The 24,523-nt window shown below is 46.1% G+C and carries 33 protein-coding genes and 1 pseudogene; 7 read left to right on the top strand and 27 right to left on the bottom strand.

Annotated features, from left to right (window positions below):
* The first annotated feature begins 568 nt into the window (after positions 1-568).
* From PR725_RS19425 to PR725_RS19400, 6 genes and pseudogenes are all read left to right on the top strand, one after another.
* Positions 569-844 (top strand): ECs_2282 family putative zinc-binding protein, encoded by a 276-nt coding sequence (locus PR725_RS19425; RefSeq protein ID WP_209035823.1) that lies wholly within the window; start codon positions 569-571, stop codon positions 842-844.
* On the top strand, positions 845-1,333 hold the full coding sequence (locus PR725_RS19420) for a hypothetical protein (protein WP_209035821.1): 489 nt from the start codon (positions 845-847) through the stop codon (positions 1,331-1,333).
* Positions 1,334-1,353: 20 nt separating this feature from the next.
* Positions 1,354-1,797 (top strand): hypothetical protein, encoded by a 444-nt coding sequence (locus PR725_RS19415; protein WP_209035820.1) that lies wholly within the window; start codon positions 1,354-1,356, stop codon positions 1,795-1,797.
* 296 nt (positions 1,798-2,093) lie between these two features.
* Positions 2,094-2,334 (top strand): annotated as a pseudogene (locus tag PR725_RS19410) (DNA polymerase III subunit theta).
* 96 nt (positions 2,335-2,430) lie between these two features.
* Positions 2,431-2,952: a hypothetical protein gene (locus PR725_RS19405; RefSeq protein ID WP_272570131.1), complete on the top strand. Its 522-nt coding sequence runs from the start codon at positions 2,431-2,433 to the stop codon at positions 2,950-2,952.
* Between the two features lie 243 nt (positions 2,953-3,195).
* Positions 3,196-3,339 carry a Hok/Gef family protein gene (locus PR725_RS19400; protein WP_144139230.1) on the top strand — a complete coding sequence of 48 codons (144 nt, stop codon included), beginning with the start codon at positions 3,196-3,198 and terminating at the stop codon, positions 3,337-3,339.
* Between the two features lie 87 nt (positions 3,340-3,426).
* Here the strand turns inward: PR725_RS19400 and umuC are convergent, their stop codons facing one another.
* From umuC to PR725_RS19380, 4 genes are all read right to left on the bottom strand, one after another.
* On the bottom strand, positions 3,427-4,692 hold the full coding sequence (gene umuC, locus PR725_RS19395) for a translesion error-prone DNA polymerase V subunit UmuC (protein ID WP_272570179.1): 1,266 nt from the start codon (positions 4,690-4,692) through the stop codon (positions 3,427-3,429).
* Entirely contained in the window at positions 4,692-5,108 is a 417-nt protein-coding gene (gene umuD / locus PR725_RS19390) for a translesion error-prone DNA polymerase V autoproteolytic subunit (protein ID WP_272570129.1), read from the bottom strand. Before umuD ends, umuC begins: the two co-directional genes overlap by 1 nt.
* A gap of 75 nt (positions 5,109-5,183) precedes the next feature.
* Positions 5,184-5,528: a hypothetical protein gene (locus PR725_RS19385; protein ID WP_272570127.1), complete on the bottom strand. Its 345-nt coding sequence runs from the start codon at positions 5,526-5,528 to the stop codon at positions 5,184-5,186.
* A 4-nt stretch (positions 5,529-5,532) separates the two neighbouring features.
* Complete coding sequence (locus tag PR725_RS19380) at positions 5,533-6,258, bottom strand: GntR family transcriptional regulator (protein WP_272570126.1); 726 nt, start codon at positions 6,256-6,258, stop codon at positions 5,533-5,535.
* Between the two features lie 136 nt (positions 6,259-6,394).
* Here PR725_RS19380 and PR725_RS19375 point away from each other — a divergent pair, with 136 nt between their 5' ends.
* On the top strand, positions 6,395-7,114 hold the full coding sequence (locus PR725_RS19375) for a helix-turn-helix transcriptional regulator (protein WP_272570125.1): 720 nt from the start codon (positions 6,395-6,397) through the stop codon (positions 7,112-7,114).
* 23 nt (positions 7,115-7,137) lie between these two features.
* Here PR725_RS19375 and PR725_RS19370 read toward each other — a convergent pair whose 3' ends face one another.
* The 23 genes from PR725_RS19370 to PR725_RS19260 form a co-directional block, all read right to left on the bottom strand.
* Entirely contained in the window at positions 7,138-7,800 is a 663-nt protein-coding gene (locus PR725_RS19370) for a hypothetical protein (RefSeq protein WP_272570124.1), read from the bottom strand.
* A gap of 51 nt (positions 7,801-7,851) precedes the next feature.
* The gene (locus tag PR725_RS19365; RefSeq protein WP_272570123.1) at positions 7,852-9,006 is read right to left on the bottom strand and encodes an acyl-CoA dehydrogenase family protein; all 1,155 of its coding nucleotides are present in this window, start codon (positions 9,004-9,006) and stop codon (positions 7,852-7,854) included.
* A 9-nt stretch (positions 9,007-9,015) separates the two neighbouring features.
* On the bottom strand, positions 9,016-10,449 hold the full coding sequence (locus PR725_RS19360; protein ID WP_272570122.1) for an FAD-binding oxidoreductase: 1,434 nt from the start codon (positions 10,447-10,449) through the stop codon (positions 9,016-9,018).
* Between the two features lie 30 nt (positions 10,450-10,479).
* Complete coding sequence (locus PR725_RS19355; protein WP_272570121.1) at positions 10,480-11,328, bottom strand: GNAT family N-acetyltransferase; 849 nt, start codon at positions 11,326-11,328, stop codon at positions 10,480-10,482.
* Positions 11,329-11,526: 198 nt separating this feature from the next.
* A complete protein-coding gene (locus PR725_RS19350) occupies positions 11,527-11,880 on the bottom strand; it encodes a hypothetical protein (RefSeq protein WP_272570120.1) in 354 nt (117 codons plus the stop codon).
* The gene (locus PR725_RS19345; protein ID WP_272570119.1) at positions 11,877-12,200 is read right to left on the bottom strand and encodes a hypothetical protein; all 324 of its coding nucleotides are present in this window, start codon (positions 12,198-12,200) and stop codon (positions 11,877-11,879) included. Before PR725_RS19345 ends, PR725_RS19350 begins: the two co-directional genes overlap by 4 nt.
* Complete coding sequence (locus tag PR725_RS19340; protein ID WP_272570118.1) at positions 12,200-12,763, bottom strand: hypothetical protein; 564 nt, start codon at positions 12,761-12,763, stop codon at positions 12,200-12,202. The genes PR725_RS19345 and PR725_RS19340 overlap by 1 nt, the downstream gene beginning before the upstream one ends.
* Positions 12,763-13,242 (bottom strand): hypothetical protein, encoded by a 480-nt coding sequence (locus PR725_RS19335; protein WP_272570117.1) that lies wholly within the window; start codon positions 13,240-13,242, stop codon positions 12,763-12,765. The genes PR725_RS19340 and PR725_RS19335 overlap by 1 nt, the downstream gene beginning before the upstream one ends.
* A 32-nt stretch (positions 13,243-13,274) precedes the next feature.
* On the bottom strand, positions 13,275-13,694 hold the full coding sequence (locus PR725_RS19330; protein WP_272570116.1) for a hypothetical protein: 420 nt from the start codon (positions 13,692-13,694) through the stop codon (positions 13,275-13,277).
* A gap of 8 nt (positions 13,695-13,702) precedes the next feature.
* The gene (locus tag PR725_RS19325) at positions 13,703-14,473 is read right to left on the bottom strand and encodes a hypothetical protein (RefSeq protein WP_272570115.1); all 771 of its coding nucleotides are present in this window, start codon (positions 14,471-14,473) and stop codon (positions 13,703-13,705) included.
* Positions 14,474-14,497: 24 nt separating this feature from the next.
* Positions 14,498-14,860 carry a hypothetical protein gene (locus PR725_RS19320; protein ID WP_272570114.1) on the bottom strand — a complete coding sequence of 121 codons (363 nt, stop codon included), beginning with the start codon at positions 14,858-14,860 and terminating at the stop codon, positions 14,498-14,500.
* Positions 14,861-14,982: 122 nt separating this feature from the next.
* Positions 14,983-15,330, bottom strand: a complete 348-nt coding sequence (locus PR725_RS19315) for a hypothetical protein (protein WP_272570113.1) — start codon at positions 15,328-15,330, stop codon at positions 14,983-14,985.
* Positions 15,331-15,472: 142 nt separating this feature from the next.
* Positions 15,473-16,354 (bottom strand): AbaSI family restriction endonuclease, encoded by an 882-nt coding sequence (locus PR725_RS19310; protein ID WP_272570112.1) that lies wholly within the window; start codon positions 16,352-16,354, stop codon positions 15,473-15,475.
* 53 nt (positions 16,355-16,407) lie between these two features.
* The gene (locus PR725_RS19305; RefSeq protein ID WP_272570111.1) at positions 16,408-18,123 is read right to left on the bottom strand and encodes a class I SAM-dependent methyltransferase; all 1,716 of its coding nucleotides are present in this window, start codon (positions 18,121-18,123) and stop codon (positions 16,408-16,410) included.
* 125 nt (positions 18,124-18,248) lie between these two features.
* Positions 18,249-18,857 (bottom strand): hypothetical protein, encoded by a 609-nt coding sequence (locus PR725_RS19300; RefSeq protein WP_272570110.1) that lies wholly within the window; start codon positions 18,855-18,857, stop codon positions 18,249-18,251.
* A 72-nt stretch (positions 18,858-18,929) separates the two neighbouring features.
* Positions 18,930-19,388 (bottom strand): hypothetical protein, encoded by a 459-nt coding sequence (locus PR725_RS19295; protein ID WP_272570109.1) that lies wholly within the window; start codon positions 19,386-19,388, stop codon positions 18,930-18,932.
* A 12-nt stretch (positions 19,389-19,400) separates the two neighbouring features.
* Positions 19,401-19,868: a hypothetical protein gene (locus tag PR725_RS19290; protein ID WP_272570108.1), complete on the bottom strand. Its 468-nt coding sequence runs from the start codon at positions 19,866-19,868 to the stop codon at positions 19,401-19,403.
* A gap of 87 nt (positions 19,869-19,955) precedes the next feature.
* Positions 19,956-20,603: a DUF2726 domain-containing protein gene (locus tag PR725_RS19285; RefSeq protein ID WP_272570107.1), complete on the bottom strand. Its 648-nt coding sequence runs from the start codon at positions 20,601-20,603 to the stop codon at positions 19,956-19,958.
* A 36-nt stretch (positions 20,604-20,639) separates the two neighbouring features.
* Positions 20,640-21,008 (bottom strand): hypothetical protein, encoded by a 369-nt coding sequence (locus tag PR725_RS19280; protein WP_272570106.1) that lies wholly within the window; start codon positions 21,006-21,008, stop codon positions 20,640-20,642.
* Complete coding sequence (locus PR725_RS19275) at positions 21,005-21,325, bottom strand: DUF1064 domain-containing protein (RefSeq protein ID WP_272570178.1); 321 nt, start codon at positions 21,323-21,325, stop codon at positions 21,005-21,007. Before PR725_RS19275 ends, PR725_RS19280 begins: the two co-directional genes overlap by 4 nt.
* A 242-nt stretch (positions 21,326-21,567) precedes the next feature.
* Positions 21,568-22,563 (bottom strand): recombination-associated protein RdgC, encoded by a 996-nt coding sequence (rdgC, locus tag PR725_RS19270; RefSeq protein ID WP_272570176.1) that lies wholly within the window; start codon positions 22,561-22,563, stop codon positions 21,568-21,570.
* A 239-nt stretch (positions 22,564-22,802) separates the two neighbouring features.
* On the bottom strand, positions 22,803-23,624 hold the full coding sequence (locus PR725_RS19265) for a DNA adenine methylase (protein WP_272570105.1): 822 nt from the start codon (positions 23,622-23,624) through the stop codon (positions 22,803-22,805).
* A 54-nt stretch (positions 23,625-23,678) separates the two neighbouring features.
* Entirely contained in the window at positions 23,679-24,320 is a 642-nt protein-coding gene (locus tag PR725_RS19260; protein ID WP_272570104.1) for a nucleoside triphosphate pyrophosphohydrolase family protein, read from the bottom strand.
* Positions 24,321-24,523 lie beyond the last annotated feature (203 nt).

Raw genomic sequence — 24,523 nt, 5'->3', positions numbered from 1 at the left:
ATAATTAAATTTTCTGCGCTGAAAGCAGCAAAGGTCATGATGAAAAGTACTCATCATATCGAATAACAAATAGTCAGTATTTTACAGATGGCTAAATCTGATATGAAGTAACCTTAACCGAAAATTAGATGGTCATTCCTAATGAGCCAGCGCCTAGACATTCCTATCGAGCCTTGACAAAAGTTGTAATAGCAAAGTTGTAATGTCCGCTCTGGGCTAAGTTAAGATGTCCGTCACGTAGGCTCACCATTAAGGGGTTCACATGACTGTTTTTTTCATCACTTTATTATTTTTAGAAAAAAAATAAGATGCCAATGCCCATTTAATCGCTATTTCAGCTAAAAAAAAGCCCAACATTGCCTTATCCAATTGATTAATCAGATGATTTAATATTTAAATTTGAATTTGAATTATGTCTAATTTAATTGTTGAATTTTAATACATAAACCAGTCTAATATCGCCATTACAGTGATTAAGGATTTTTATCAAATCCTTTGATTTCATCGATACTACCCCCGTAGTACAGCACGGGGGTTTTGAGTAATGACTTTAATTAAGGTGATAAAAGTGAATATCAAAGCAGAAAAAAATAATCAAAAAGTCACATTAAACTGCCCTATCTGTGGCAACACACTAATGCAAGTAGACAAAGAAACTGAAAAAGTTACATGTTCAGACTGTGAGGCTTCATTTGAATATGACCAAATCGTGGACGAGAATGGTGAAAATATAAATAGTTATATTGAAGATATGGGCGAAAAAGTTAGAGACGATTTAGCAAAAGAATTAAGCGATACATTAAAAAAAGCGTTTAAAGGAAACAAAAATATACGGTTTAAATAAATGAATAATAGCGAATTAATAGCTTCATTTGCCCTTCTTGTTTCTATTATTGGTGCTCTATTCTCTTATTTTGGTGAACGAAGAGCCAGAAAAAATGAGAAAGAGCAAGAAAAGATAAAAGAGGAACAGGATCGCATCAGGAAATTGATCTTAAAAAAAGAGGAAAGAAGTGAAATCAATGAGTTAAAGGCGGATTTGAATGCTCGCTTTAGTTCAGCAGGGCTAAAGAAAAAAGTGTTAAAAATATATAATACAGGAAATTATTCAGCTAAAAATATAAATATAATATTCCCTAACAATGACCAATTTGATTATTTGATTGGAAATGAAATTGATTCATTATTCCCATATGAAATTTTACATAAAAACAATTCAATTGACTTACTTAGTTATGAGCAAGGTTTATCAGAAGAACCTAAAAAATATAAAATAGTGCTCACGTGGGAAGATGGGTATAAAAAATTTAATCAAAAAGAAATTTACCTATAGATAATGTAAAAGGAAAAAAGATGAAGAATAAACTTCTCAATTTAAATGAAATATTTGAAATAATAAAAAAAGGATATATTTCAATGTTTCCATACGAGTTTGAAGGAAGTACACGTATGGTTATAGCTGTATTAGATAACTATTGTAAAAACACTCTAAAAATGCCACTAAATGTAAGTTTATCAAATAGTTACAATGAACAAAACAACCCTGTTTTAGCTGAGCATATTAAAATATCAAGGATAAAAGAAGAAACTTCAAAATTATCATCACAAAAACAAGATGATATTGCTAATATGCAATCTACCTTAGAATATAACATTGTCGATATAGTAAAGGATTTAGAGGCACTGCATGAGTGGTTAGTAAAGGAACAATTAATAAGGAAAAAAGTAGTACAATATGATCCCTCAAAATATTCGATAACTAAACAACTTTTAGAACTTGAAAAACTACCTATTTGATTCGCATAATGCGCTCTATGTATAAAGACGAACCTTCCCGATTGCGGTAAACCCCAAAACCATTCTACCGCAATCGCTCAGAACCCTTTTTAACATAGCGACATATCTATTATGCGAATCTTTGTAACAAATTTAACATTTGGGTTATTTAGGGCTAATTTGGACTCCAAAGTGGCAGGAATGGCATTGAAAGCTGAAAAATGATAACCAGCGCAAGTCGTATCTCTCAATATGCATGGACTTATTCTTCAGCCACACTATGATCGACGCATTTAAGGCTAAGGGAAATGAATGGCATGGGACACAATCTGGCGGAGCTATCAAAAGAAGAAATGGACAAGGTTAATGTTGACCTTGCTGCATCTGGAGTTGCTTATAAAGAGCGGCTAAATAAGCCAAGTTCTTGATGTTCAAATTGAGCAGGAGCAACCAGAGCACCTGAGAGAATATTTCCGTGAGAGATTAGAGCATTACCGCAAGCTTTCCGAGACACTACCTGGTGCGGGCTATTACGCAACGTTGGACAGCAAGGCATAGTAGTGGAGCATACACTTTCAACCTACTTTTTTTATTAAAGTAATCTTATCTAGCGAGGTCGAGATTGAGGGCGTAGTCTACTACGAAGCAAAAAAAATGTATTTAGATAATAGACTAGAACCCACTGGCTACGAAGCTTTTAAATTAACTCAATTAGCAACTCTTATGCAGCGTTCAGCTGCAAGTAACATATTACTTTATGATATTAAGCAAACTTTAAGTGCTAACGGAATAGACAACGAATACACATGTGGTTCGTTCGCTTTTCCTACCGCTTTTGCCTATTCTCTCTTTAATAGCCCGCACGGATTTTCTAACAAAGACTCCAAAGATCTTCCAGATCTTGGCAAGGATTGGGCAGTTTTTTTAGCGGATAATTTCTCGGGTTTTGGTCTAGATTACTGCCCAAAAACTGTTAGCCTTGCAAAGGCATATATCTCTAATAAGTATCTAGAATTACCCAGTCATATAGTTATCGGTACTACGAGCAAAGCGCCAGAGATAGTACCAGAATTGAACCGCAGAATTATCCCAACTGATTTATATCAACTAACCAATTTACCAGATGACAACCCTCCTACACCTGATAGGAAAAAAAGAGGACTGGGAAAACCCTAATGAAGGTTGAAGAGATTGATATCAAATAATCTCTTCAATTTTAAGTTGATAATTAAAGATATCAGCTATTTGTGAGAAGTGAAAGTCTGGTATTATGGTTGTGGGTGCTTGAATCATTCTGGTTCGAGCATTTGCAAGCCCCAGAAAGACGAAAGCCCCGAATTAGATGTAAACATTAATTCGAGGCAGTCTCCAAACTTCGCAATTTGATTCTGCCTCCTTTAACAAAAGGAGTCAAGAGGAATGACCAAGTTTGCCCTTATCGGGCTAATTGCCGTTTGTATTACGGTTTTGTGTTTCTCTCTGCTAATGCGAGATAGGCTTTGTTCTTTGAGCGTAAGCAGTGGAAATACAGTGGTTCAAGCTACTCTTTCTTGTAACGAGTAGTCTTGTGGGGGAGTAATCTCCCCCACATTTCTCTTTCTTTTGCCATGTTCGGTGATGCAAGCACCCTTTTCAATGTCTTCCAGACGATCAGCGCACCTTTGCAATAGGAAGGTCGTTGACGTTCGTTGTATATTCCGGAGACAGCATACCGCGCCTCATCCCCCAGGATGGGTCACATCCCTTCCCCGCAAAGCCAATATTGAATTTCCCAGAACGATTCATATTATCCAAAAGAGCCATCAACTCTTCACTTCTTTTAAAAGGTTTTGAGGAGGAAAAAAGGTCGAATTGTGTAACGCTTGAACTGGAAAAATCAGATAGCATCACACCTGCACGATGGTATTGATACCCCTCCTTCCAAATTACCCCCAGGGCTTTCACGGCAGCATTGATGATATCTCTCGTGTCTGCGCTAGCGTACACCAGACGCTCAGTAGCCCTATTGCTATACATAGGGCCAGGCGAGTAATGACTTGTGCCAAGAAACACACTGACGATGCCGCACAGCTGGTTTTCAGCCCTCAATTTCACACCAGCTCTCTCGGCGTAGGAACAAATTGCTTGGTGCATTTCGTCATAGCACTGAACTTTTTTGCCAAACGATTTTGAGGAAATTATTTGTTCTTTTACTTTCCGCACTTCTTCTATTTCAATACACGGCTCACCATTAAGCTCACGAACTGTTCTTTCGACGACGACGCCGAAGGTTTTTCGGATCGTAGCGATATTGGCATCAGCCAAATCTAACGCGGTGTTAATGCCCATCATTCGCAACTTAGCGGAAATCCGATGCCCCACACCCCAAATCTCATCTACCGGCAATAATGACATAAGCTTTCGTTGTCTGGTTTTTTGGCTTAACTCCACCACACCTCCAGTTTTGACCCAGGACTTAGCTGCGTGATTAGCCAGCTTGGCGAGTGTTTTTGTCGGCCCAAAACCAACACCAATAGGAACATGCGCTATCTGTAAAATGTCTTTTTGGATGGCTCGACCAAATTCCTCATACCCCCCTAACCTTTTGTTTTCAGAAACAATTAAAAAGGCCTCATCAATTGAGTATACTTCCATAACATCCGAAAAAGTGGATAACACAGACATAGTTCTATCTGATATGTCCTGATACAAGGTGTAATTTGAAGAGAATACTTGAACGTTGTTTTTTTTAAAGAAGTTTGCATTTTCAAAGTACAAAGTCCCCATTTTAATACCCAGCGCTTTTGCCTCCTTTGAACGCGAGATCACAATATGGTCATTATTTGCCAGGACAACAATTGGTAAACCCCGCAAGCGCGGGTTAAAAGCGGACTCGCACGAACAATAGAAACTGTTAATGTCGCAGTGAGCAAACATCATAACGTTTTGTGAATAACGTAGGTCACGACACCAAAGACGGTGAAGTCGGCCCAATCAGATATAGGGATTGGAGAAAAATTAGGGTTCATCGGAATAAGTGCAGGATATGGCGTTTTCTGAAGCTTCTTGATCGTAAACTCGCCATCTATGGAAGCGATGACTATGTTTCCGTCATGTGCCTGAAGGCTACTGTCCACAATAACAATATCTCCATCGCTAATATTGGCATCAGTCATTGATGTGCCTGATACTCTCAAAAAGTAAGTTCCCGCTGGATGTGTTATTAATAATTCATTTAAATCTATGTTTTTTTTAGCGTAATCAGCTGCCGGAGACGGAAAGCCTGCGGGGATTAGCGCCTCGAAAAAAGGAAGCTTTATCCTCGCTGGTAATTCACATAATGAAAAATGCATAGCGCCACCTTCTTTGGTTACTGTGGATATGTACAGTATTATTATTCAGGGGCGAATGATTGTCTATAGGCTATTTTAGATGTTTTTCCGGTACTGAGCATACTCGCGAAACAAAAGCATTATTACCCCACCCGCGACAAAGCCTGTAATGCTGCTCTGATATCCTTCCGGAGGATGATGCCCGAAGATGGTTGCGAGTAAAATACACGGTATACCGGCCAATAAAATCAGCGTTCTTACAATCCTCTGCCTACCCATTAGCATTAAAAAGGCTAAGCCAAGTATGAAACCAAGGAAAGTCTTCGCATCAGCGCCCAAACTGACAAGCCGGATTACGATTAAGGCGATTAGAAATGTTGCGATGTACAACTTATTTTTTTGACTTCGGTATAAGTAACGAATGAATTCGAGTAACTGCATGCCCTCAACCCTTTCCGTGAATATCCATATACAATTTCAAGCCACTGTCGATGGAGTTCGTGAATATCTTAATGATGAGATCTGCATCTCTGTTGATAAGAGCATCCCGCAAGGGGAAATAGTATTTGGGCCATTCTTCCAAGGAAGTGGTTTCATAAAGAAAGTGAAAGCTAGGTCCAACGCTGACCCAAAGCTGTGTAATCAACGCCATTAGCTCAGGGGAGTCAGAGAGCATGAACATCCGCAATCGCAACGCCCAGTGCAATTGAACGGCGGTTTTAATATCCCCAGACAAGTGAGCCGCTTCAAGATCGCGAGTCAATTCCACCAGCGAATTCAGCGCGTCGTCAGACATTCCATTTAATGAACGAGTAATGGCGGGCAATTCCAGCAACTTCCGTATCCCCATCAATTCAATAAGCCGGTCAGGACGAATGTCCGGCACCAAGAAAGCGTGGGAAGGCGAAACGTCTAGTGCTCCATATGACGAGAGTCTTACCAGCGCTTCTCTTACAGGGGTAATGCTCATATTTAATGATTCTGCGATATCCTTTGTGACCATCTTTTGGCCTGGCGCAAGAAATCCCAGGATTAAGGCGCACTTTAGTCGATTTTCAACTTGTTGGGTTAGGCTAATTCTACGTGGAGGTTTGGCATTTAATGAGGATAAAATTTGGTCAGAAATATCACTGAGTTGAAATTTATTATTATTCATGATGGAAATTGTCATGGCACTTTAACCTAACAAAATATTTTTAGGATGACTTTATTAGAATGGAATATTCTAATAAAATCAATTTTCAGAAGTAACTAATTCTTTCAATATCATGGAACATGATGATTTTTGAATGAACGATAGGTATCCTATGTGGAGTGATATCAATGTATGCGCTGAGGTTACGGTGAAACGATTGTTTAGCACGGATGGCTTTGAAATTATTAAACAAATTCATGAGATTTCAGATTTGCTTGGGTGCAAAGGTTTCTCCTATGCGGTTCAGCCTAAAAGCCAAAGAGGTAGTTCTTTAATCGTATCGAACTTCCCACAGCACTGGCAGGTTAGATACGAAAAACTATCATATCATCACATTGATCCCATTATGACCTGTGCTAAAAAAAGCATGCAACCTTTTCACTGGGCTGATGCGGGTAGCAAACCATACCAAGACGTCAGAAACATTCAGGTTTCTGATCGAGCCATTCCTGGCGTATTGAATGGATACACGATACCCTTGCATGACCACATGGATAACGTAGTTGCCTTTAGTGTCTGGAATGACAATTCATCCAGCGTAGCACAGCCCCCTCACCACCCAATGAATGATGCTATATATAGTAAAATCATTAAATTGCATGAAACAGTGTTAAGCAATAAAAATGAAATAGTTGGCTCAGAAACACAAATCCTGAGCAACAGAGAATTACAGGTGCTGGAGCTGTTCGGGCGCGGCAAAACCTACAGAGAGATCGCGCATACTCTATCAATTTCTGAGAACACGATAAAATTTCACGTTAAGAAAATCCTAACTAAATTGAACTCCAGTAATATGAGACAAGCCATTGTTATGCTGAGAAAAGACTTCTAACTGTTTTCCAAGTGGAGAAATTTTCAGAAAGAATCACCATAAACCCGCTCTGGCTTTGCGTTTAGCCTTTCACAAATTTCACGCCTTATAAACACACAAACATCTCGCTTACCAACCAAATAAACATCGTAATCCACTAAGCAAGCATGCGAGCTGGACAACTTCGTTAGCAAAGTAGTCATGCTGCCGGTAGACACTGATTCTTGATTTAATGGGTGCAGATTGACGGAGATTCGTTTAGGAAGTGATTCCAGAATATCTAATTCATAAAAGTCATTTTCAGCCTGTGCTACCCAGTAAAAACTTAACTTTCGACCCAAATTTTTATTTGCTTCAGTGAGCAAAATAGAGCGAGCATAAGAATAACCAGAACCAAAAGCCAGAACAATGACAGGCCTACAACTGTCGGAACGAAACCAAGCGTCCCCCATAGGCCCAACGACATCGACGTTATCACCGACCTTTAATTTTTTAAGAAAACCATTCGGCTTCCTGGTGTCAGCGATATGCAACTCGATCACTCTGCCTGATTTTTCCGGAGATGCTATCGAAAAATACCCTGACCGACCGCATTTTAGAGTGACCTGGACATATTGCCCTGACCTATAATTCAACTCTGATTCGAGTCTTATTACCACTCGACATATATGAGAGTTTAAGGCACTCATGCTAGATACTGTAGCCATGACCATTTTCGCCTCACGTTATAGGCTGGGGAATTACCCAGCCTATACGCATCAAATGAACAGATTGCTTGATTGATTGTTGAGAAGATATTGCCCGCACTGCTGAACAATAGACTCGCTAGCGACCGCGTGCTGATTAATGGTGTAGCTATCACGTAGCCATTTATCCATCGGTGTTTCGTTTTTATATATCGACGCGCCACCCACCAGATCATAAATAGCTGAGATAATCTGACGGGAAACCTGGAAAGCTTGCTGCCTTGCCAGGGCAACTGTAATGCGGTGCATGTCGGTCAGTGGCTCTTTACCTACTAGACCACCCCATTGCTCACCCAGAGATGAATAAACGGCACATCGTGCGCTATAGAGCTCAATTTCACACCGTGCAAGAATAGCCTGGACTCGCGGACTTTGTTTCCAGGAAACAGACAGTGAGCGATCGTATTTATGCTCAGCAAGACTGATCGCATAGTCCAGAGCAGCACGGGCCATACCGAGTGGTATTCCTGCCATGTTACGCAGGATGGCATCAGGAACATCGTGTAAAGGCCCTTTTCGATAAGGCTCATTGAAACTAAAGCTGTGCTCGTAAGGAACGAACATGTTGTTGGCGCAATAATCACGACTTCCACTTCCGGCAAGGCCCGTCGTGTGCCAATTATCCTGCAATTCGTACTCATCAGGCTTCGCCATCATAACCCGCCAAATTGGTTTTCCGTTGCGATCAACGACCTTGTTACCGTCTTGATAAACGAAACATCCAGCACTGAGTATATCGCAATGACTTAAGCCACTACCAAACCGCCAGCGGCCGGAAACACGATACCCACCAGGAACAATCTCTGCTTTACCCTGAGGATGTATCCAGCCTGCCGTTATGGAATCAACGGTAAACATTTCACGCGCTACAGGCTCATCTATAAAGCCTGAATAGATGCCAGAGTCACTGCCAATCATTGCACACCAAGCCACAGCAGCATCACCAATAGCAAGTTGCTCGATAACCTGAGTTTGCTGAGGTGAGGTCAATTCCAGACCTCCCCATTCCAATGGAAAATTCATCCTGAATACGCCGATCTCCTTGAGCCTGTTAACAATATAGGTAGGTAATCGGCGCTGTTCTTCGAGCGATCGACCTTCTGTTGCAACTTCTTTCGCTAGCTTTTTTGCATCAAGTAACAATGATTCGAATGAGATTACGTGCATTTCGCTCACCTATAAGTATCTGTCATTACTGATAATGTTATTAGGATCAATAAATTGTTTTAATTCACGAACAAAGCCTCTTTCGCCTTCGCCAGGAGTGATGAGATGCGCCCAATTGGCATGCTCAACACCCAGACGGTAAGGAATAAAACCTTTCGCCGTAAATTTTTCATGCAATTTACTTAAAGCGGTTAACGAATTAGCTGACTCCCTTTCGCTTTTCTTGAAAGCGATAGAGACAACCAGGTCAATCACATCACCACTAAGGGCGTTGATCGTGGCCCCACAAAGAACCCCGGTTTCATTGTGAACTTCATCAATAAGCTGATAGGCCATTTCTAACGCATCAGCAGTAAAAGGAATTAACGGAAGGAAAAAGATCCAGCCAGTGCTACCAGTATCAACTCTATCGTGCCGAGCCCCCAGCGTTTTCCGAAGTAGAGTGTCATTTAGTGAGGAATCGCCAACATGGGCAGCTTCAACCAAATTTGCGATCACATCAGGCCCAGGATAAGTACCTTCTGTTACCGAATTCGATGTCACATTTGTAAATAACTGCGAAGACTCGCACATTTTTTTAATCAAATCGACTCGTTGAGCGACATCATCAGATAGACCATCCACACACAAGTGAACAGTATATAAACCGTCACTACCACCATACGTTGAGTTTGCCGTAGTGTCGTATATTTTCAATACGCCGCTACTCAGGCCATTTGTCACCCATTTTTTCAATGTTTGTACTGCCGGTGAAAGCAACTTTCGGCTGAAGTTAAATCGGACTACGTTTGTACTTTCAGGGCGGGCATGTAGTTTTATTACTCCCGCCGTGATAATCCCAAAACTAGATTGCGCAAAAAATTGCACTAATGAGGGGCCGACACCATGTGAATATATAGGCGTTTCAACCTGACTGGGCCACCAGCCAACACGAATGATTTTTCCCGTCGGCAATAGAACCTCGATGCCGACAAGGTCTTCAGTTCGCTGGTGACGAAGCCCCACCCCTCGATCCAACGCATTGCCGAGGAAGCTGGAGTGAGCGGAAGATGCTGTTATGTTCAACATTTTTTTTGTGCCAACCAACAGCTCAGACAGCTCGCCTTGAGTCACACCTGGCTCAATAATTGCCCAGCCCTGGTCTGTGTCAATTTTCCGTACTACATTTAATTTCTGCAATTCAACAAGGTAGCTACCGTCTGCAATATCTTCCTTAGAACCTAGCCCCCAGTTGTATCCAATACTGACAGGATGCAGCCGAGTATTAGGAAACTCACTTGCGCCGATCACTATTTGTTGTAGGTCAATGAGCGAGTTCGGTCGGAAAATGCCTTTAATTTTTCTACGCCGAAAGGCACTGACGTTATCTGGCAAGCGTTTTGCCCTGACAACGCATTCACCATCTACACGCGATTCGATATAGCTAAGGAAGTCTTCTTTCATGGCATCCTCTTATGTTGAAAAGTTGTTGTTTCAGGGTTTAGTTTTGACGTAACTGAGTTGATCACTGAAAGTACCATCTTGATTAATCAGTCTGCTCCTGCTGATTCCTTCATGAATATAGCCAGCCTTGAGCGCAACTTTTTTGGAGGCCACATTTTCGGGTTTTACTCCTAATTCAAGTCGATTGAATCCCCCATCGGTCATGAGCCAGTCCGAAAGCATTTTTAGAGCCTGAGATGCATAACCCTTTCCCCGGAACCCTGAAAAAACACCGTAGCCAACATCACCAACCATTGGGGGGACTACAGGCCGTAGGCTGATCCGCCCTATTAATTCCTGCGTATTATTTTCGAAAATAGAGAGCATCATTTTTTTACCCAGCAACCAATATAGGCCTGCCAAACGACAGTCTTTATCGAACTGTGAAAATGGGATGTCTGGATAGATAGACCAAAAACGAGTCACAGAATCGTAGTGGTCCTGGAACATTCGAGCACCATCAGGTCGGGTCGAAATGCGTAGCGTTAACACGCCATCGGAGAGGCCTTCTTGTGGAAATGGAGTGAACGACTCATGACCAGGCTCTGTGCTGGAATAATACAGTTCAACAACATCTACATCAGTGCCACAGGGATCTTTGAACGTGATTAATCCGCTGGGGTTGAAACCGAATTTCAGCGCGCCAGCCACTGCTGGTAGATTGTCCGATTTAACAAGGCTCAGAACTGTTTTTCCAGTCTGTTCAAGCTCAAGAAATTGAGCGGTAAGTTTTAAATACGCAGACTCGGGGTCTGAACACTCCCCCAGAGAGTGGTAAATGATATTTTTCGATATGGGGTGCTCACTAAAAAATGAAATAACACCATTGGAATCGTTCATGTGAACAACCCTGTGATGCATATTTAGTGAGTCTATGACATGCCGAATATTGTTACATAGCAGTGCGGAAGGTGCGTGATGCAAGAAGTTCATCGTTAAACCTGTGAGATGATTGTTTAGGCTAGGACGCTCAAAGCATATAGCCAATTCTTACAGGTTTAACCTACACAACCGGGTAGTTTTCTTTTGTAACGCGTTTTATGGAGCGGAGGTATTGATGACCTTTGTAGCTACTTTCAGTTCCTCAATGGCAACGCCATCAAGAAGAATACCCAGTCGGGTTGCAAGATTGGGTCGGCCATTCGCATACAGCCAAGCCATTGCGCCCATACAATAGGATTCGCGACCCGACGGATGATACTGACTTTCTTCTCTATCTTCGGCACCGCTCTGGTAGGTTGTCTTATGGCAGAAAAAAACCTCCTGATCAGAGGACAGCAATGTGCGCTTAATGCTCTCCAATCGGCCTTCTGTCAACGGGATCCTTCCCGTTTTTCGGAACGGACAATTTGCGCATGGTTTTTTAACGGCAAACAATCTTTGAATGTTCATTTTTGTTCCGCATAAACGATCGATGCGCCTTTCCAGCGGCGAGTGGTGTTGAGCATGAAGTCAGGGTCGATACTGCGCACTGCCTCGGCCACCATGCGCGGCAGATCGTGCGCAACGCCGACAATGTCGAGAGACATACAAAGGCCGGAGGCGTACTCATTTAGCAGTGTAGCGGCCAGCTCAGGCGTTGATACGCCCCGCGCCACCTCATCCTGCCGGACAGCCAGCACTCCACCAAATTGGGCGTAGACATCGCGTCGAATAGCGTCAAACAAGTGCGGCCAAACAGCACCTTCGGGGAGTTCGCCGAGTCGATTCATCAAAAAATCCTCACGAGAAAATCAGGGGTTGATTGCTTAGTATAAATGATACCATCACAAGGTTCGCCGTCGAAGGATTCCCAACCCCAGCTGAGGTCAACAGGGGCACCATTGAGCACTCTCTCAATGCGTGGCAGCTGAAGCTGGGCCTCATCGTACAAGGCTGGATTGGTTTGCTTAATCATCGGCATGATCCGATGACCCATTTCCCACAGGTGGAACAGGATACTCTCATTTACGCCTGGCCTTGCTATCTCCTGTATCTCATAGAGTATCTTTTGAATGCGACTTAGGTGATGCTCCCAATTCACATAGAGGTCAACCTCCGCCTCGATTGCAGTGCGATCGGTAATGACATGCGCGCCGTAGATGCGATGCATTAACACGATGATATCCAACTCACACAGCCCGTCATTGAGGAAGTTGAAGGTCGGCAAGTTGAAGTGCATGAATTGAAGGTATGCAACGGCCATATTCACCTGGTGCAAACTCATCGTGGTTTCTATTGCATAAAAATCATCTTTTCGGATGGCGTAGGTATGGGTAATGCGAAACTTGTTCATTATTGACCGCCTAATTTCCAGTGCCCAGGGATCACGTCGCTTACACGTAAAAGTGGTGCGTGTTGCCCGTTTGGGGGGTAACGTTCGTCCAAAGCAGTAAACACGTCATCGGCATCCAAATGCGTCACACGAAAATCATCCACCAGCCGACGAACCTTTTGCCCTTTCTGCTCCAACTCAACCAGCAACAGGGCTACGCGGCAAAGAGCTTGTTTTGCGCTGGCCTGCGCGTATCGAAGTTCAGATGCGACGGTATTGGCTTCAGGGGTGTTAGGAATATTGAGTTGCAGATAAGCGACGACTGCTGCACGGTTGTGTTCAAGGCTTCTCACCAACGCTCTGATCAATACTGGCATCGCTCCAATATGATGTGGTGATGTCACGATATGAAGAGAGTCACTAATGACCAGCATTTCTTTGGTCATTTTCCATTGGTAAGCACGGTTTTTGTTGTCCTGGACATACAGGATACGGACCAAGATCAAGATAACCGCAAGCAGCACGTAAACCATTACTTCACCCCGAACTTGCTGTCTACTTGTTCTGCACGCTTAATACTTCCAGCGATCAGTTGCTCGCATTTCTCACGGCGAAAATCGGGGCCTGCCCCGACCTCATCGAACTGCTTTGTCAGCTGGCCGATGTATTGTTCAACGGTTCCCTGCATTTTTTCAGTCATCGCCTGCGCTCTTTCATCGGTGCCTTCTTCAGCACCGAGTGCTTTATGTAACGCCTGCTGCATTTGTCGGGCAACCTCTTTGCCGCGCGAGCTCGGGCTTTCTATGTACGCTCTGCATTGAGCAATGGAGGCCATCACTGCGCCGTGGGAGCCTGCAATTTCGCCAATAGCCTCGTTAGACAAAGGCGCAGATTGAGCGGAAGCGACGCCCAGAGATAGCGCGGCGATGAATAGAGCGATAGGGGTTTTCATCGTTAACCTCATGGTTTGATTTCGACAGGCAAAGACAGCACGGCGATGCGGTGGATAACCGCAGTGAGTAGTGCTATGGGTACGATAGCGGTGTAAACCAGCCAGTCACTATTGAGTGATGTGTACGACCACAGTGCGAACACGACCAGTGATAGCATGGCAATAACAATCATGATGCTGACATTGCGGAATACCGCCAATATGATCGCCTTGAGGTTCCGGAATAATGCCCCCTCACAGCACACCACAGCCCCGACGAACATGACCATCATTGGCAGGACGAGCAAAGTTGTGAACGTCACCAGGCTGTACATGTTGAAATAGACCGGAAGCAATGACAGGAACCCTTGTGGCTGAACGGATGGCACCGCTGTTAATGGGACGGGAATTTGAGTGTTACCAGAGGCAGCACTGGCTGTTGGCATATAAAGGCTGAAGCACCAAAGCGTGAATACCAGCAAGAACGTGGCAATAACACCGGTAAACAAAACCACAAGCAGGTTACGGATGTGGTTTTTTATGGGCAGGCTTTTACCAGTGATTTTCTGCTGAGTCAGGGTCATCATGATCAGCGTGGCAATGAAAACAGGTTGCAGGATGAAAAAGCCAATATCGGCCATTGAAAGGCGTTGCATCAGCAAAGCAAGCGATCCCCCGCCAATCAAGGCTGGAACCATCAGCATGAACACCCCGTAAATGCTCATAAATGACTTACACGTTTCGGTGAAAATCGTCTTGATCGAATGGGTGCTAACTTTCTCGTGTCGCATGATGGACATTGAATATCCCTTATTTAATGTGATTTATTGGCCGCAGCGTTTTTGGGGCGATGCGTGAGAAATGACATTGACCAGGTCACGGCGCTTTCGGCGGTCACTGAGGTCAACAACGTTGCAATCAGAAGGTTTGGAGAGTGAAACCGTCGGTTCGGCTGGACGATAAGCCTTAAGCGTGATGCCTTGGAAAGTTAACGGGATCCCTTCCCCGCCATCTTCATTGCAACGGCCACCGGCGAGCTCATGCAGTTTCATTCGCTGCTTCACATCTGAGGCCTTACGGCGAAACTCGTCCATGCTCCGGCGATCAGCCAGGCACTTCACCAGGTCTTCGTTGCTTAATGTAAAGCGGTAGACCACCAGCTTTAACCAGTATTTAAAGTTATCCATGACTGTTCCTAAACGGTTTCGAATGGGTTAATTGTCTCATGCAACTACCGCTGACAAAGAACACAAAGGAGATCGAAACGACCTCCTTTCTTGTGGTGACTGGAAGACGCCTGCCTAACCCTTTAATGTCCGGAAGAGGTTGAAAGGTGTTTTCTACATTGCTGGTGGATACGCCCGGCCAGTAGGATTGAGGCGTTGTAGTCGAGGATGTCTAATCCGAATGCTTTTAGCGTTTCGTCGTTAGTTGGCTCGAACCAACGCCGGAGACCGCGACGACCGACTTTCAAAAACCATGAAATGCCAGTGGCCTTGTCATGTTCTATGAAGAGCCTTTCCACGCTTTGCTCATCGGTAATGATGAATCCTGCATCTTTGGGATAGATTAGGCCTGAAGCGCCAGGGGGGATCGAGGATGATTCTTTGGCGGAAAATGCCAGTCGCTTACCGCGCAAATTAACAAACTGAGTCACTCTGTTGTCCTGAATTTATAAATTCGCTGATAATGCAAACCACGCAGAGTGAAAACTGCTATAGGGTTAGCAAACCTTTTGAGGTCGCTATTTTACGCTGACAGGATACGGTGACGAAGGATAATAGCCGACAAAACGTCGGCTAATTTTTAGGGGGGCATACGTTGACTCGGGTGTGGGTGCGCTTGAACACTTTAACTTCATCGGATGATTGGTTGCTGTCGATAGCAAAAACGCCCAGAAAGCGATACAGCGTGCGGTTTAGTTCATCACGGGAATGAGCCATAACAATGCGGTAATCCCACGTTTCCTGATAGTTTTTTGTTGCATTAAGGCTTTCTTCGGTTATCTGCTTGCCGTCTTCCTCAAGTCTATTTTTCCACTCTCCAGCCTCATATAAACGAGGAAACCAAACCATTACGCGGCCTGATAATCCGATGGACTTAACGACCTCAGCAGGCAGAGCCCAGCCACCTGATTGATGATGCCCCTCTCTGCGGTACCCAAAACATTGCAAAGCATCTCTGTGATAGCGGAAAACAGAGTTAGGGCCTACTGCCATGTAGCCAGTATTTATATGTTTTTTTGCTGAGTATCGTTCGTCATAGTCCCAGTGAAAAAACAGGCCTTGCTTTTCGAGATCTTCTTTTTTGTTTTTAACTAATCGGACAAACTCATCAACCCGTTTATTTACTTCACCGAGGGTTATGTTACTAGCAGGGATCCGTTCCTCCTGGAACCCGGTTGCCTCAACGATATCTAATCGACGCTTGGCGTCAGCCTTTCTAGCGTCGTCACTATCATGATGAGCCTCATCAATCTCAAGATAGAGACTCAGTTGTGGAAAAAGCAGATCAGCGAGGTATATTTCGCCCAAGCAGCCTTCTTTTCGAATGCACTGTTGGCAAACGAACTCAATATCTGGGTCGTCCAGCTTATGGATGACCCGATTGATAATGTAGTGCTCCCAGCGTTTATGCGAAATTTTCGATAATGCGCGGAGTATGTAGTCTGTTTTGCTCATAAACGTACCATTAATGCCTTGGCAAATTGAGAATATGCTATGACCCAAAAAAATTAATAAATATCAATGACGAATAGTTTAACGCTGACATTTGTTAGGTCAAAGGCGTTTTCATACTGACCGCATTGGTGGGCACTGCAATCATCACACATCAGAGACTGCACGCTCTCTTCTGTCGCGCTGCCGGGCAGAATAGCGACGATACGCCCACCCGACTTCACGAATTGACGAGCGTGCTGTAGGTGACGTTTCCAGCGACCGTCCGAGTATGGAGGGTTCATTAACACGCGATCGAACTGACCAAGTTGCGTAACCGTGGCATTGAGGAAATCTTGCTGGTGGGTATCCCAACGCAGGCGTGAGCACATGGCAGCAACATGGTTTGTCTCGATACCCGTCACCTTGATGCCCTCTGGCAAGTTACGCAGAAGCGCGCCAAAGCCGATGCTGGGTTCAAGCAGGGTATCGCCCTCGCGCGGATCGCATTCGTCCATCGCTGCTTTCTGGAGGTCACCGGTTGTTGGGTAGAACTGGTGTGTTTTTTGGTCGGGCAAAGTCCCGCTGATGGCAACAGCTTTAAACGCCTCCATCGGCCAGAATTCAAACTCGTAGACCTCTGGCTTAACTTCCACCGCACCCAGAATACGGAAGATGCTATCAAGCTCCTTTTTGACCAAATCTGTGTAGTGGTATGGACGGGGCATCGTGATAGTAAATGGTCCCGCGCCATATTGCTTCGCACTGTGTTGGTTGTTTCGCGCCATTTCAGCGAGTTCGGTGCAGGTTGGGAATGCGATTTGGTAATCAATTAAATCGCCTGTGTACTGCGTGTTGCGCGGTGCCTTGTTGGCTTTTCCGCGCTCTTTGAACTGCGGGATAAGGCCTGGCATCCGGTAAGCCAATACCGTATTGAGATCATCGCACACGGCCTCTGATACCTGAATATGCACATTGCCGTTAAGGAAACCTTTACAGGTCAGTGCGCCACCGTCTACCGAAACCCACTCCCCCACATTGTTACTAAGGGATTGCTCTAACGCCCATTTATTCACGATCTCTGCGCCGGGACGTCCGTGCATGAGGCCGATTATTTTACGCAGGTCGCTGAGGTAATCCATGTTGTCATAACCTCGCTTGTAGTCGCGGCATGGCAGACAATTGGTGATCACCATTTTTGGGCTAAACCCTTGCGCCTTGTTGGTTTTGTGAAACACGGACAGGCTTTTGAATACGCCTTCAACCATTTCTGCGAAATAATCTTTTTTCTCAGCGGTCAGACTTTTGGCTGTGGCGAGTACGTTCTCTTCCGTGAAGGCAACGGGCCGCAAAGTGGCAAGCCGATCCGGTGAGGCTTTTCGCCACTGTCGAAGCGTGTTGTACCACTCGTCTTTTCGGGCGGTTGGCATAAAGTTACGCACCCCCGTGAGATCCAGTACCTTTTGCCAGAAGGACTCATCCAGTGAGCAGGTGGCGCGCTGAAGATCAAACAGGCAATCAACGGCCAGCGTTGTCCCTATCGAGTTGTTACATCCGTCCGTGAAATAACGAAATGCTTGGCTATGGCGTTTGCCCATAACGGCGAGGTGTAAGGAGTCAATTTCATCGCGTGCATCACGGTATTCTGCGAGTAGTTGCGTAAGTGCATTGAACATACGAAACCCCTCATGTGGGGTAATGCCAGCATGATTACCATCCTCAGCTTGATACAGAGGTAGTATCGGCTGAAACTCTGCGGTGCGGTTAGGTTCGTAGATGGCTAAATTTGTCATGGAGTACCTCAAGGAAAATAGAATTATTATCCGGTGGGGGTAACCGCTGACGAAGGGGAAAAGGCAAAAAAAAGCCTCGTCCTAAACGAGGCATCTATTAAAATGAGGTACTACTTTCTTATCTCTCAACACTCGTCGTCTTCGAGGTCCTCACCAAACTCATCAAAACAAGCCCGCGTCGGGAGAGCGACTCCTTTGGGGCGAAACATATGATGAACCTGGAGATTGTTCAAAAACTCTGCTTGTATGAGTATTTTTATACTGTTGCGTAGAGTATCTGAGGTCGGGTTTAAGATCCAGCCACAATTCACACGTTCACCGTTTTTGTTGATGATGTGTGCCGTGCATTCGCTTTCGTGGCCGGACTCCTGATTGCATTCCGGGCAAAGGAATGCCGGGGCTGAACCGCCTTCGCTGAGGCTCTCGCGAAATTCCTCAGCGGTCGGCCAAGCGTAAGCATCGCAAATTTCGGGTAGGCGCTGATCGCTGTAGAACTGAACGGGCGACTCATGACCTCGAATACCTTCAAGAGACTGAAGGATCCGCTCCGGCGAAAGCGATAACACATCGCTGTATTCTTCCAATTTTGTGTAAATCGTGCTGCGCATGACGGTCACCGACAACACATCTGCGCCTGAGAGTAAGGCCGTATCCTCAAGCGCCTGAACAAGCCCTTCTAACGAGCTCGGAGGTAATTGGGTATGAATGCGTTGCGCGATCGATGGCTGGCTCATGTTCACTTCCTCAGGAATGTATGTAATGCCGATTTTACTTCGGCCAGTGCCGCTGACCGAATTTTACAGGGGTTACAGTTTACTGCTGATAGTTAGGCCATCACTTGTCGGGATGTCAAAGCACAGAGCATTACCAGTCTGATACTCGTAGTCCCCCATCAAATAGCAAAGCTTGAAATTCCCGCGATGATATTGGCGCAGCTCAAGTGGCAAGCCTGGATTGGGGAAAATTTGCAGCTGAACGGTAAATTCGCCTTTCGTGGTAACGAAATCGGTTTTCAAGCCAATGCCAGTTTCGTTATAGGCTCGCATAACCGGCTGTGTGACGGTACCGACATCCCAGGCTGTTACCAAGGTGGTCGAACGCCAGTAATATATTGCTGACAACCCGGCTACAATTAACACTAAAAGGAACGCGATCAGGAATTCCATTGACGTAATTGAATACGACCAATGTTTTTGCTTTGGCTTTCTGCGTGCGCTCTTTTTACGGCGCGGAGCCCGTTTAGGAGCCCGCTCAGTAGTAGACATAAAAACCTCTTTTTAACTTTTCGTGGCAATTTTCAAGCCGGTTAACATGTACATAACCTGAAGCTCACTCAACGCACTCAGGTTTAATTCCCGTATATATCTGCGTAGCCCTTCCTGGGTTTCAGCGACGGGCATGCCAGGCAGAGCACCTCCACCAGCCCGTTTCGCGAGGTGCAAACCGGCATAGAGATGATTGATCTGATGTGATGACAGCGCTGAGATATCCAGGTTAACCAGATAATCTCGCTGCCGCTGAATGCTATAGCGCTCCCGGATATCATACTCATCTGGTAGCGCGACAACGCCTTCTATACTTGTCGCGGTAGATTTATCAAAGGAAGAGGAAATGCCTGCAACATTGAACCGGTGATCGGCAACATTTACGACCTCCCCTTTGGAAAGATGGCCGTCCTGGTGCTGAATGAACACCGTGGACCCGGCATGTAAATTACCTGTCCAATACCCGTTGGATTGAGACATTTCGCCCCCCTTTAATTGATCTCACAAATACATCATATCAGCAGTTCAGAATCGACAAAGCCGGAGCAAGTCGGGCTTTCATTTTGTTTACTCGAATTGACCACCAGAGATAGTTTCCGCAATATCAATCGCCAGATCGTTATCGCTGATATCCGCTAGGCGCTCGTAGCGGTAAAGCGGGATGTTCAGATGGCTCAGCAGGCCAATCAGAAATGCACTGTTACCGGAATCGGCCAGGCGTTCTTCAGTCAGCATAACCAGCACAATCTCGCCGCTATGCACGTCGCTGAGGACAAAGTTAAAGTTCATCCGCGACATAAACTGCATAGCACTTTTCACGTCCAGACTCTGGCTCTCGAAATCCTTTTCTTCGGCCTGAATGATATCAGTCACTCTGACCCGTGGTGCAACGGCATACTGATCAGCAAACATCTCAACAAGGCGAGAGTACAGATTGCTGGCATCTCGTGGGAGAAGAAACTTATGCCGCTTGTACCCAACATAAATGGCCGGAGTCAATTCGTCGTCACTGGTTATTACGCCGTCGTGATCTTCCCGCTGGTAAATTCGCTCCCCCGTTTCGGCATCAATGGGAAACAACTCGTCCAGCGTTGGCTTCCGATCCCCCTTTTCGTCGTCTGATTTTTTTCCCGACTTCCCGGTAAAAAATAGCAAATAGGCCAATCCCAATACACCCGCAATAAATACGGTCAATCCAATCATTTTGAAAGACATGACGCACCCCGTGCCTGTCTTGGTGAGTATTTCCTGTTAAACCGGCCTGCCCGCAATGTCGTTGCGGATCAGGTAGTCTGCCAGGTCCCTGAGTGAAGAAACGCCTAAATCCCGCAGTACCGCAGGCGGGCGCTCTTTATTAATTTCTGCTTCACGCGCTTTGCGAACGTTCTGCAAATAGCGATACATCTCATCGGGCAAGGTCATGGCTTTGGCACTCAACAGCGGGTAATCGCTGCGGGCAAACCAAGCTTCATAGGCTGCATCCTTGCGAACGTGATACAACGAGGGGTCCTCTTGCCCCTCTACTGGCGGTTGCCAAGTATCGTCATTACGCTTCTTGCGCTCCGTTGATAAGAACCAGGTTTCGAAAAATTGCTTTATCAGGCCGTCAGTCACGCTCATGGGTTTTCCTTGTTGTACCAGGGGGAGAAGTCCTCAAAACTCCAACCTCCCTCATCTTTGAGCCATTTCACGGCCAGAAAACGGAAGGGATAGTGTTCAGCAGCAAGCTTTATTTTGACTCGCGCATCCTCTTCCCAATGCCCCTTCACTTCATGCACCTCCAGATCACCCGAGGTCAGCATGACGAAGAAGTCCGCTGTATACGTTGTTTTGTCGGCGAGTCGCAGTTTGATGGATTCAAACTTAAACCAGGCGACTTCACCCGCATGCATACGCCACTTCAGGTGTTCAGCGTAGCGTGCTTCAGTTTTATTCATTGTGCCCGTTCGCAACCGTCCCAGCGCTTGGGTTCGTTGCTTCGCCGTCAACTCAGCAGGCGCTGATTCAAGGGCTGGCTGGTGGGATGTGACGGGGCTCTTGTCATTCTTTGGTGCCGATTTGGGACTCGTGCTCCGCCCCATGCGTTGCTCGTATTCGCGTTGCTGATCTTCAGTCCAACGAAGCATTAAGCGTCACCCTCGGTTGTGGCTACCTAATTCATACCCGGTATGGTTACGGGTTACTCGTCGTCACCCTGACTGCTATCATCATCCGATTCACCGCTGTCACCGCCTTCCTCTTTGCTGTCTCCCTTTCCTTCAGCCGATGACTTGGCTTCCCCGCCGAACGCAGCAATTAACTGATCCAGCAGCTCCATGATGACCCCGGTAAACAAAACGAAGTCCGCATCAAACCGCTGCACTTCATCTTCGCGATCGATATCGTCGTTCTGCTCAATAAGGGCGTCGGCAAAGTTCAACCGGGAAATGACAAAGCTATCGTTAATGACGAAGTTAAGTTGCTCCATCCAGCTCATCGCCAGCTTTGTGACCAACTTTCCCGCTTCGATGTGGTTAGCAATCTCATCGCAAACCAGATCTTGGCGTTTTGTCGTCACCACGCCACCGTCTTCCAGGATGGCCTCCAGAGTTGCTTCGTCGCACAATGCCAACCCCGGAGGCAGCTCGGAAGAGCGAACCCATTCTGTCAGTTTGAGCTCGACCGGGGTTTCCAACGTGAACGGAATGATAGGCAAAGAGCCCAGCGTTTTACGCAGTAGCGCAGCGGCATCTTCAGCGCGTTTAAAGCTGGTGGTTTCCACAATGATCAGGCGGGATTTTGGGTCAATCCACATGTTCATGTTGGCGTATTTACTCAGTGCTTTTGGCAACAGCTCCCCCAGCACCAGATCGTTCAGCGCCGAAATTTCTGTGCGCTTCAGGCGACGATGCTGTTCTTTTTCCAGCTTGGTCACACGCTGGCGAACGAGCTCCTTCACGGTGGCCGGAGGAATGATTTTGCTTTCGTTACGTTGAGTCAGCAGGATGAGGCCATTCGCCTGATGGGTGAGCTCTTCGTACTCTTCACCCAACGGACTGATCCAACCGGTGCGCGCCATATCCTGAGGGCCACACGGCTTAAACTCGAAGGATTTCAATTGCTCGGCGATGTTACTGAAGTCAATCTGGCGGGTGATGCGGTACACCACGACACTTTTAGGGCGAAAAAGAGGCATAGCTCCCTCACTATGATTTTTAATCAGAAGGGGCTTGCCCTTTGATTTTTGTTTTGACAGGTACTGGATGCGGTCACGAATAGCTAATTGCACCCAATACACCACATTGTTGTCTTTGATAAATTCAAGGTACTGGCGACTGGCTTCAGCAGGGTCATACCGGTGAATGATGGCAATCTCATCGCAGAATCGCTCAGTCAGCGGATCCTTCAGCGGTGGAACTTCAAACACCGGCATGGTCATGCTTCGGTATTACCGGAAGAAGCAGCTTGACGGATAGCGATAATTTCTTTCGCTTTTTTCCCTTCACCCGTCCCGTTGTACACACTGCGCGGGGCAGAGAAGCCCTTAACCGTGAATCCCGCATACATCTGACGGATGTTCTCGGCATCATGGCTGGAGGCCACTACATGCACCCCTTTCTCAGGCAGCGTATTGAGAATATCCACCAGCGCACGTTGCTGGGCTTCAGCGAAACCACTGGCGTGATAACCCGTGAACTTACCTGGATTGACGTAAGGTGGGTCGCAGTAGACCACATCCCCCTCACCCGCCAGCTTCAGCGTTTCTTCAAAGCCCGCGCACAGCAAGTCTGCATTTTCAAGGCGCTCGGCCATGTATCGGATCTCTTTCTCAGGCAAATAGGGTTTACGGTAATCACCCCAGGGAACGTTAAACTCCCCTTTGCGCTTGTTGTACCGGCACAGGCCGCGATACCCGTGACGGTTCATGTAGATGAACATCGCAGCCATGCGAACAGGGTCAGCAGTGCGCGCATTGAATTCTTTACGGATAGCATCGTAGTGCTCGCGAGTACGGCACGTTTCATAGAGCTCAGTCAGTGCTGCAATAACGCTTTCCGCAGCGTTACGGATGGTATCGTAAGTGTTGATGACGTCGGCGTTGATGTCCGCCAGCACGTAGTTTGGATACGCGGTGTTCATCATCACCGCACCCGAACCACAGAAAGGCTCAATCAGGCGGACGCCCTTTGGCAGCGCCAACTTCAGCTGTGCCATGACGCCCTGCTTACCCCCAACCCACTTCAGAACAGTATTCATAATTCCACCATAGAAAGCGGACAACCCCACGTTGCCCGCAAGAATGGGTAAGGCTTACTTGATGCCGTTCGCCAACGCCTTGCGCTCTTCGACGAGATCACGGTTACCGTCGTGAGCCAGGAATGCTTCAAACTTCTCTGGGTAACGGACGGCCAGCTTGACGATGTTGGTTTCCAAAATACGGCCATAATGGATGCCGGAGGCTGACGGGAAAACACCCAGGCTATACCAGTTCAGGTCGCCGAACTCTTCAGACAGGTTCACCATATCCAGCGGTTGGCCTTCAATTGCGTTCACCAGCGCTTTACAGATTTCAGCGGATTCCGTGAACACACCCAGTGAGGCATGCAGAATGCGCGTGTCGATGGCTTCCAGGGACGCCAGGCCGATATTGTGCGTTTTGCCGTCAAAACCGTTCATCAGTATGGTTTTGCTATCGTCGTGCAGCTCTTCTGCGGTGATGGACTCCGGCGAAAGCGTGCCGATCAGGTCTTGCAGGTCGGCCAGACCCTTTTTAAACCGATTGATGTCGATAGGTTTGCGGTAAAAAATACCTTTTTTAAACTGATCCAACATTTCGCCCAGCGAGTGAGCGGCAGACAGCAGCAGATACAGGTGTGGCGCACTCACGCCGCTGATTTCTGGGATCACCGATTCGGTGCGCAGTGCTTCTTCATGGTATTGCTTCAGTTCCACGTAAAATCCTCATGTTAAGTTGTTGCTGTTGGCGCAAGGTGTAACTTTTGCAAAAGCAATTGCTACCTATGCAGGGGAAAAGTGCTCTTATCATAACCGTTGATACGACCCATTCCCTTCAAAAAGGCGGTCAATTTGTCGTTGTTTTTCAGAGGGAAACATCAGCGAAGGCGTGCGATTAACACGACATTGCTTTTGGTCAA

The sequence above is a fragment of the Providencia sp. PROV255 genome, assembly GCF_028478065.1.
In the GTDB taxonomy this organism is placed as follows: Bacteria; Pseudomonadota; Gammaproteobacteria; order Enterobacterales; family Enterobacteriaceae; genus Providencia; species Providencia rettgeri.
This window is presented reverse-complemented; position numbering and strand designations above follow the sequence as displayed.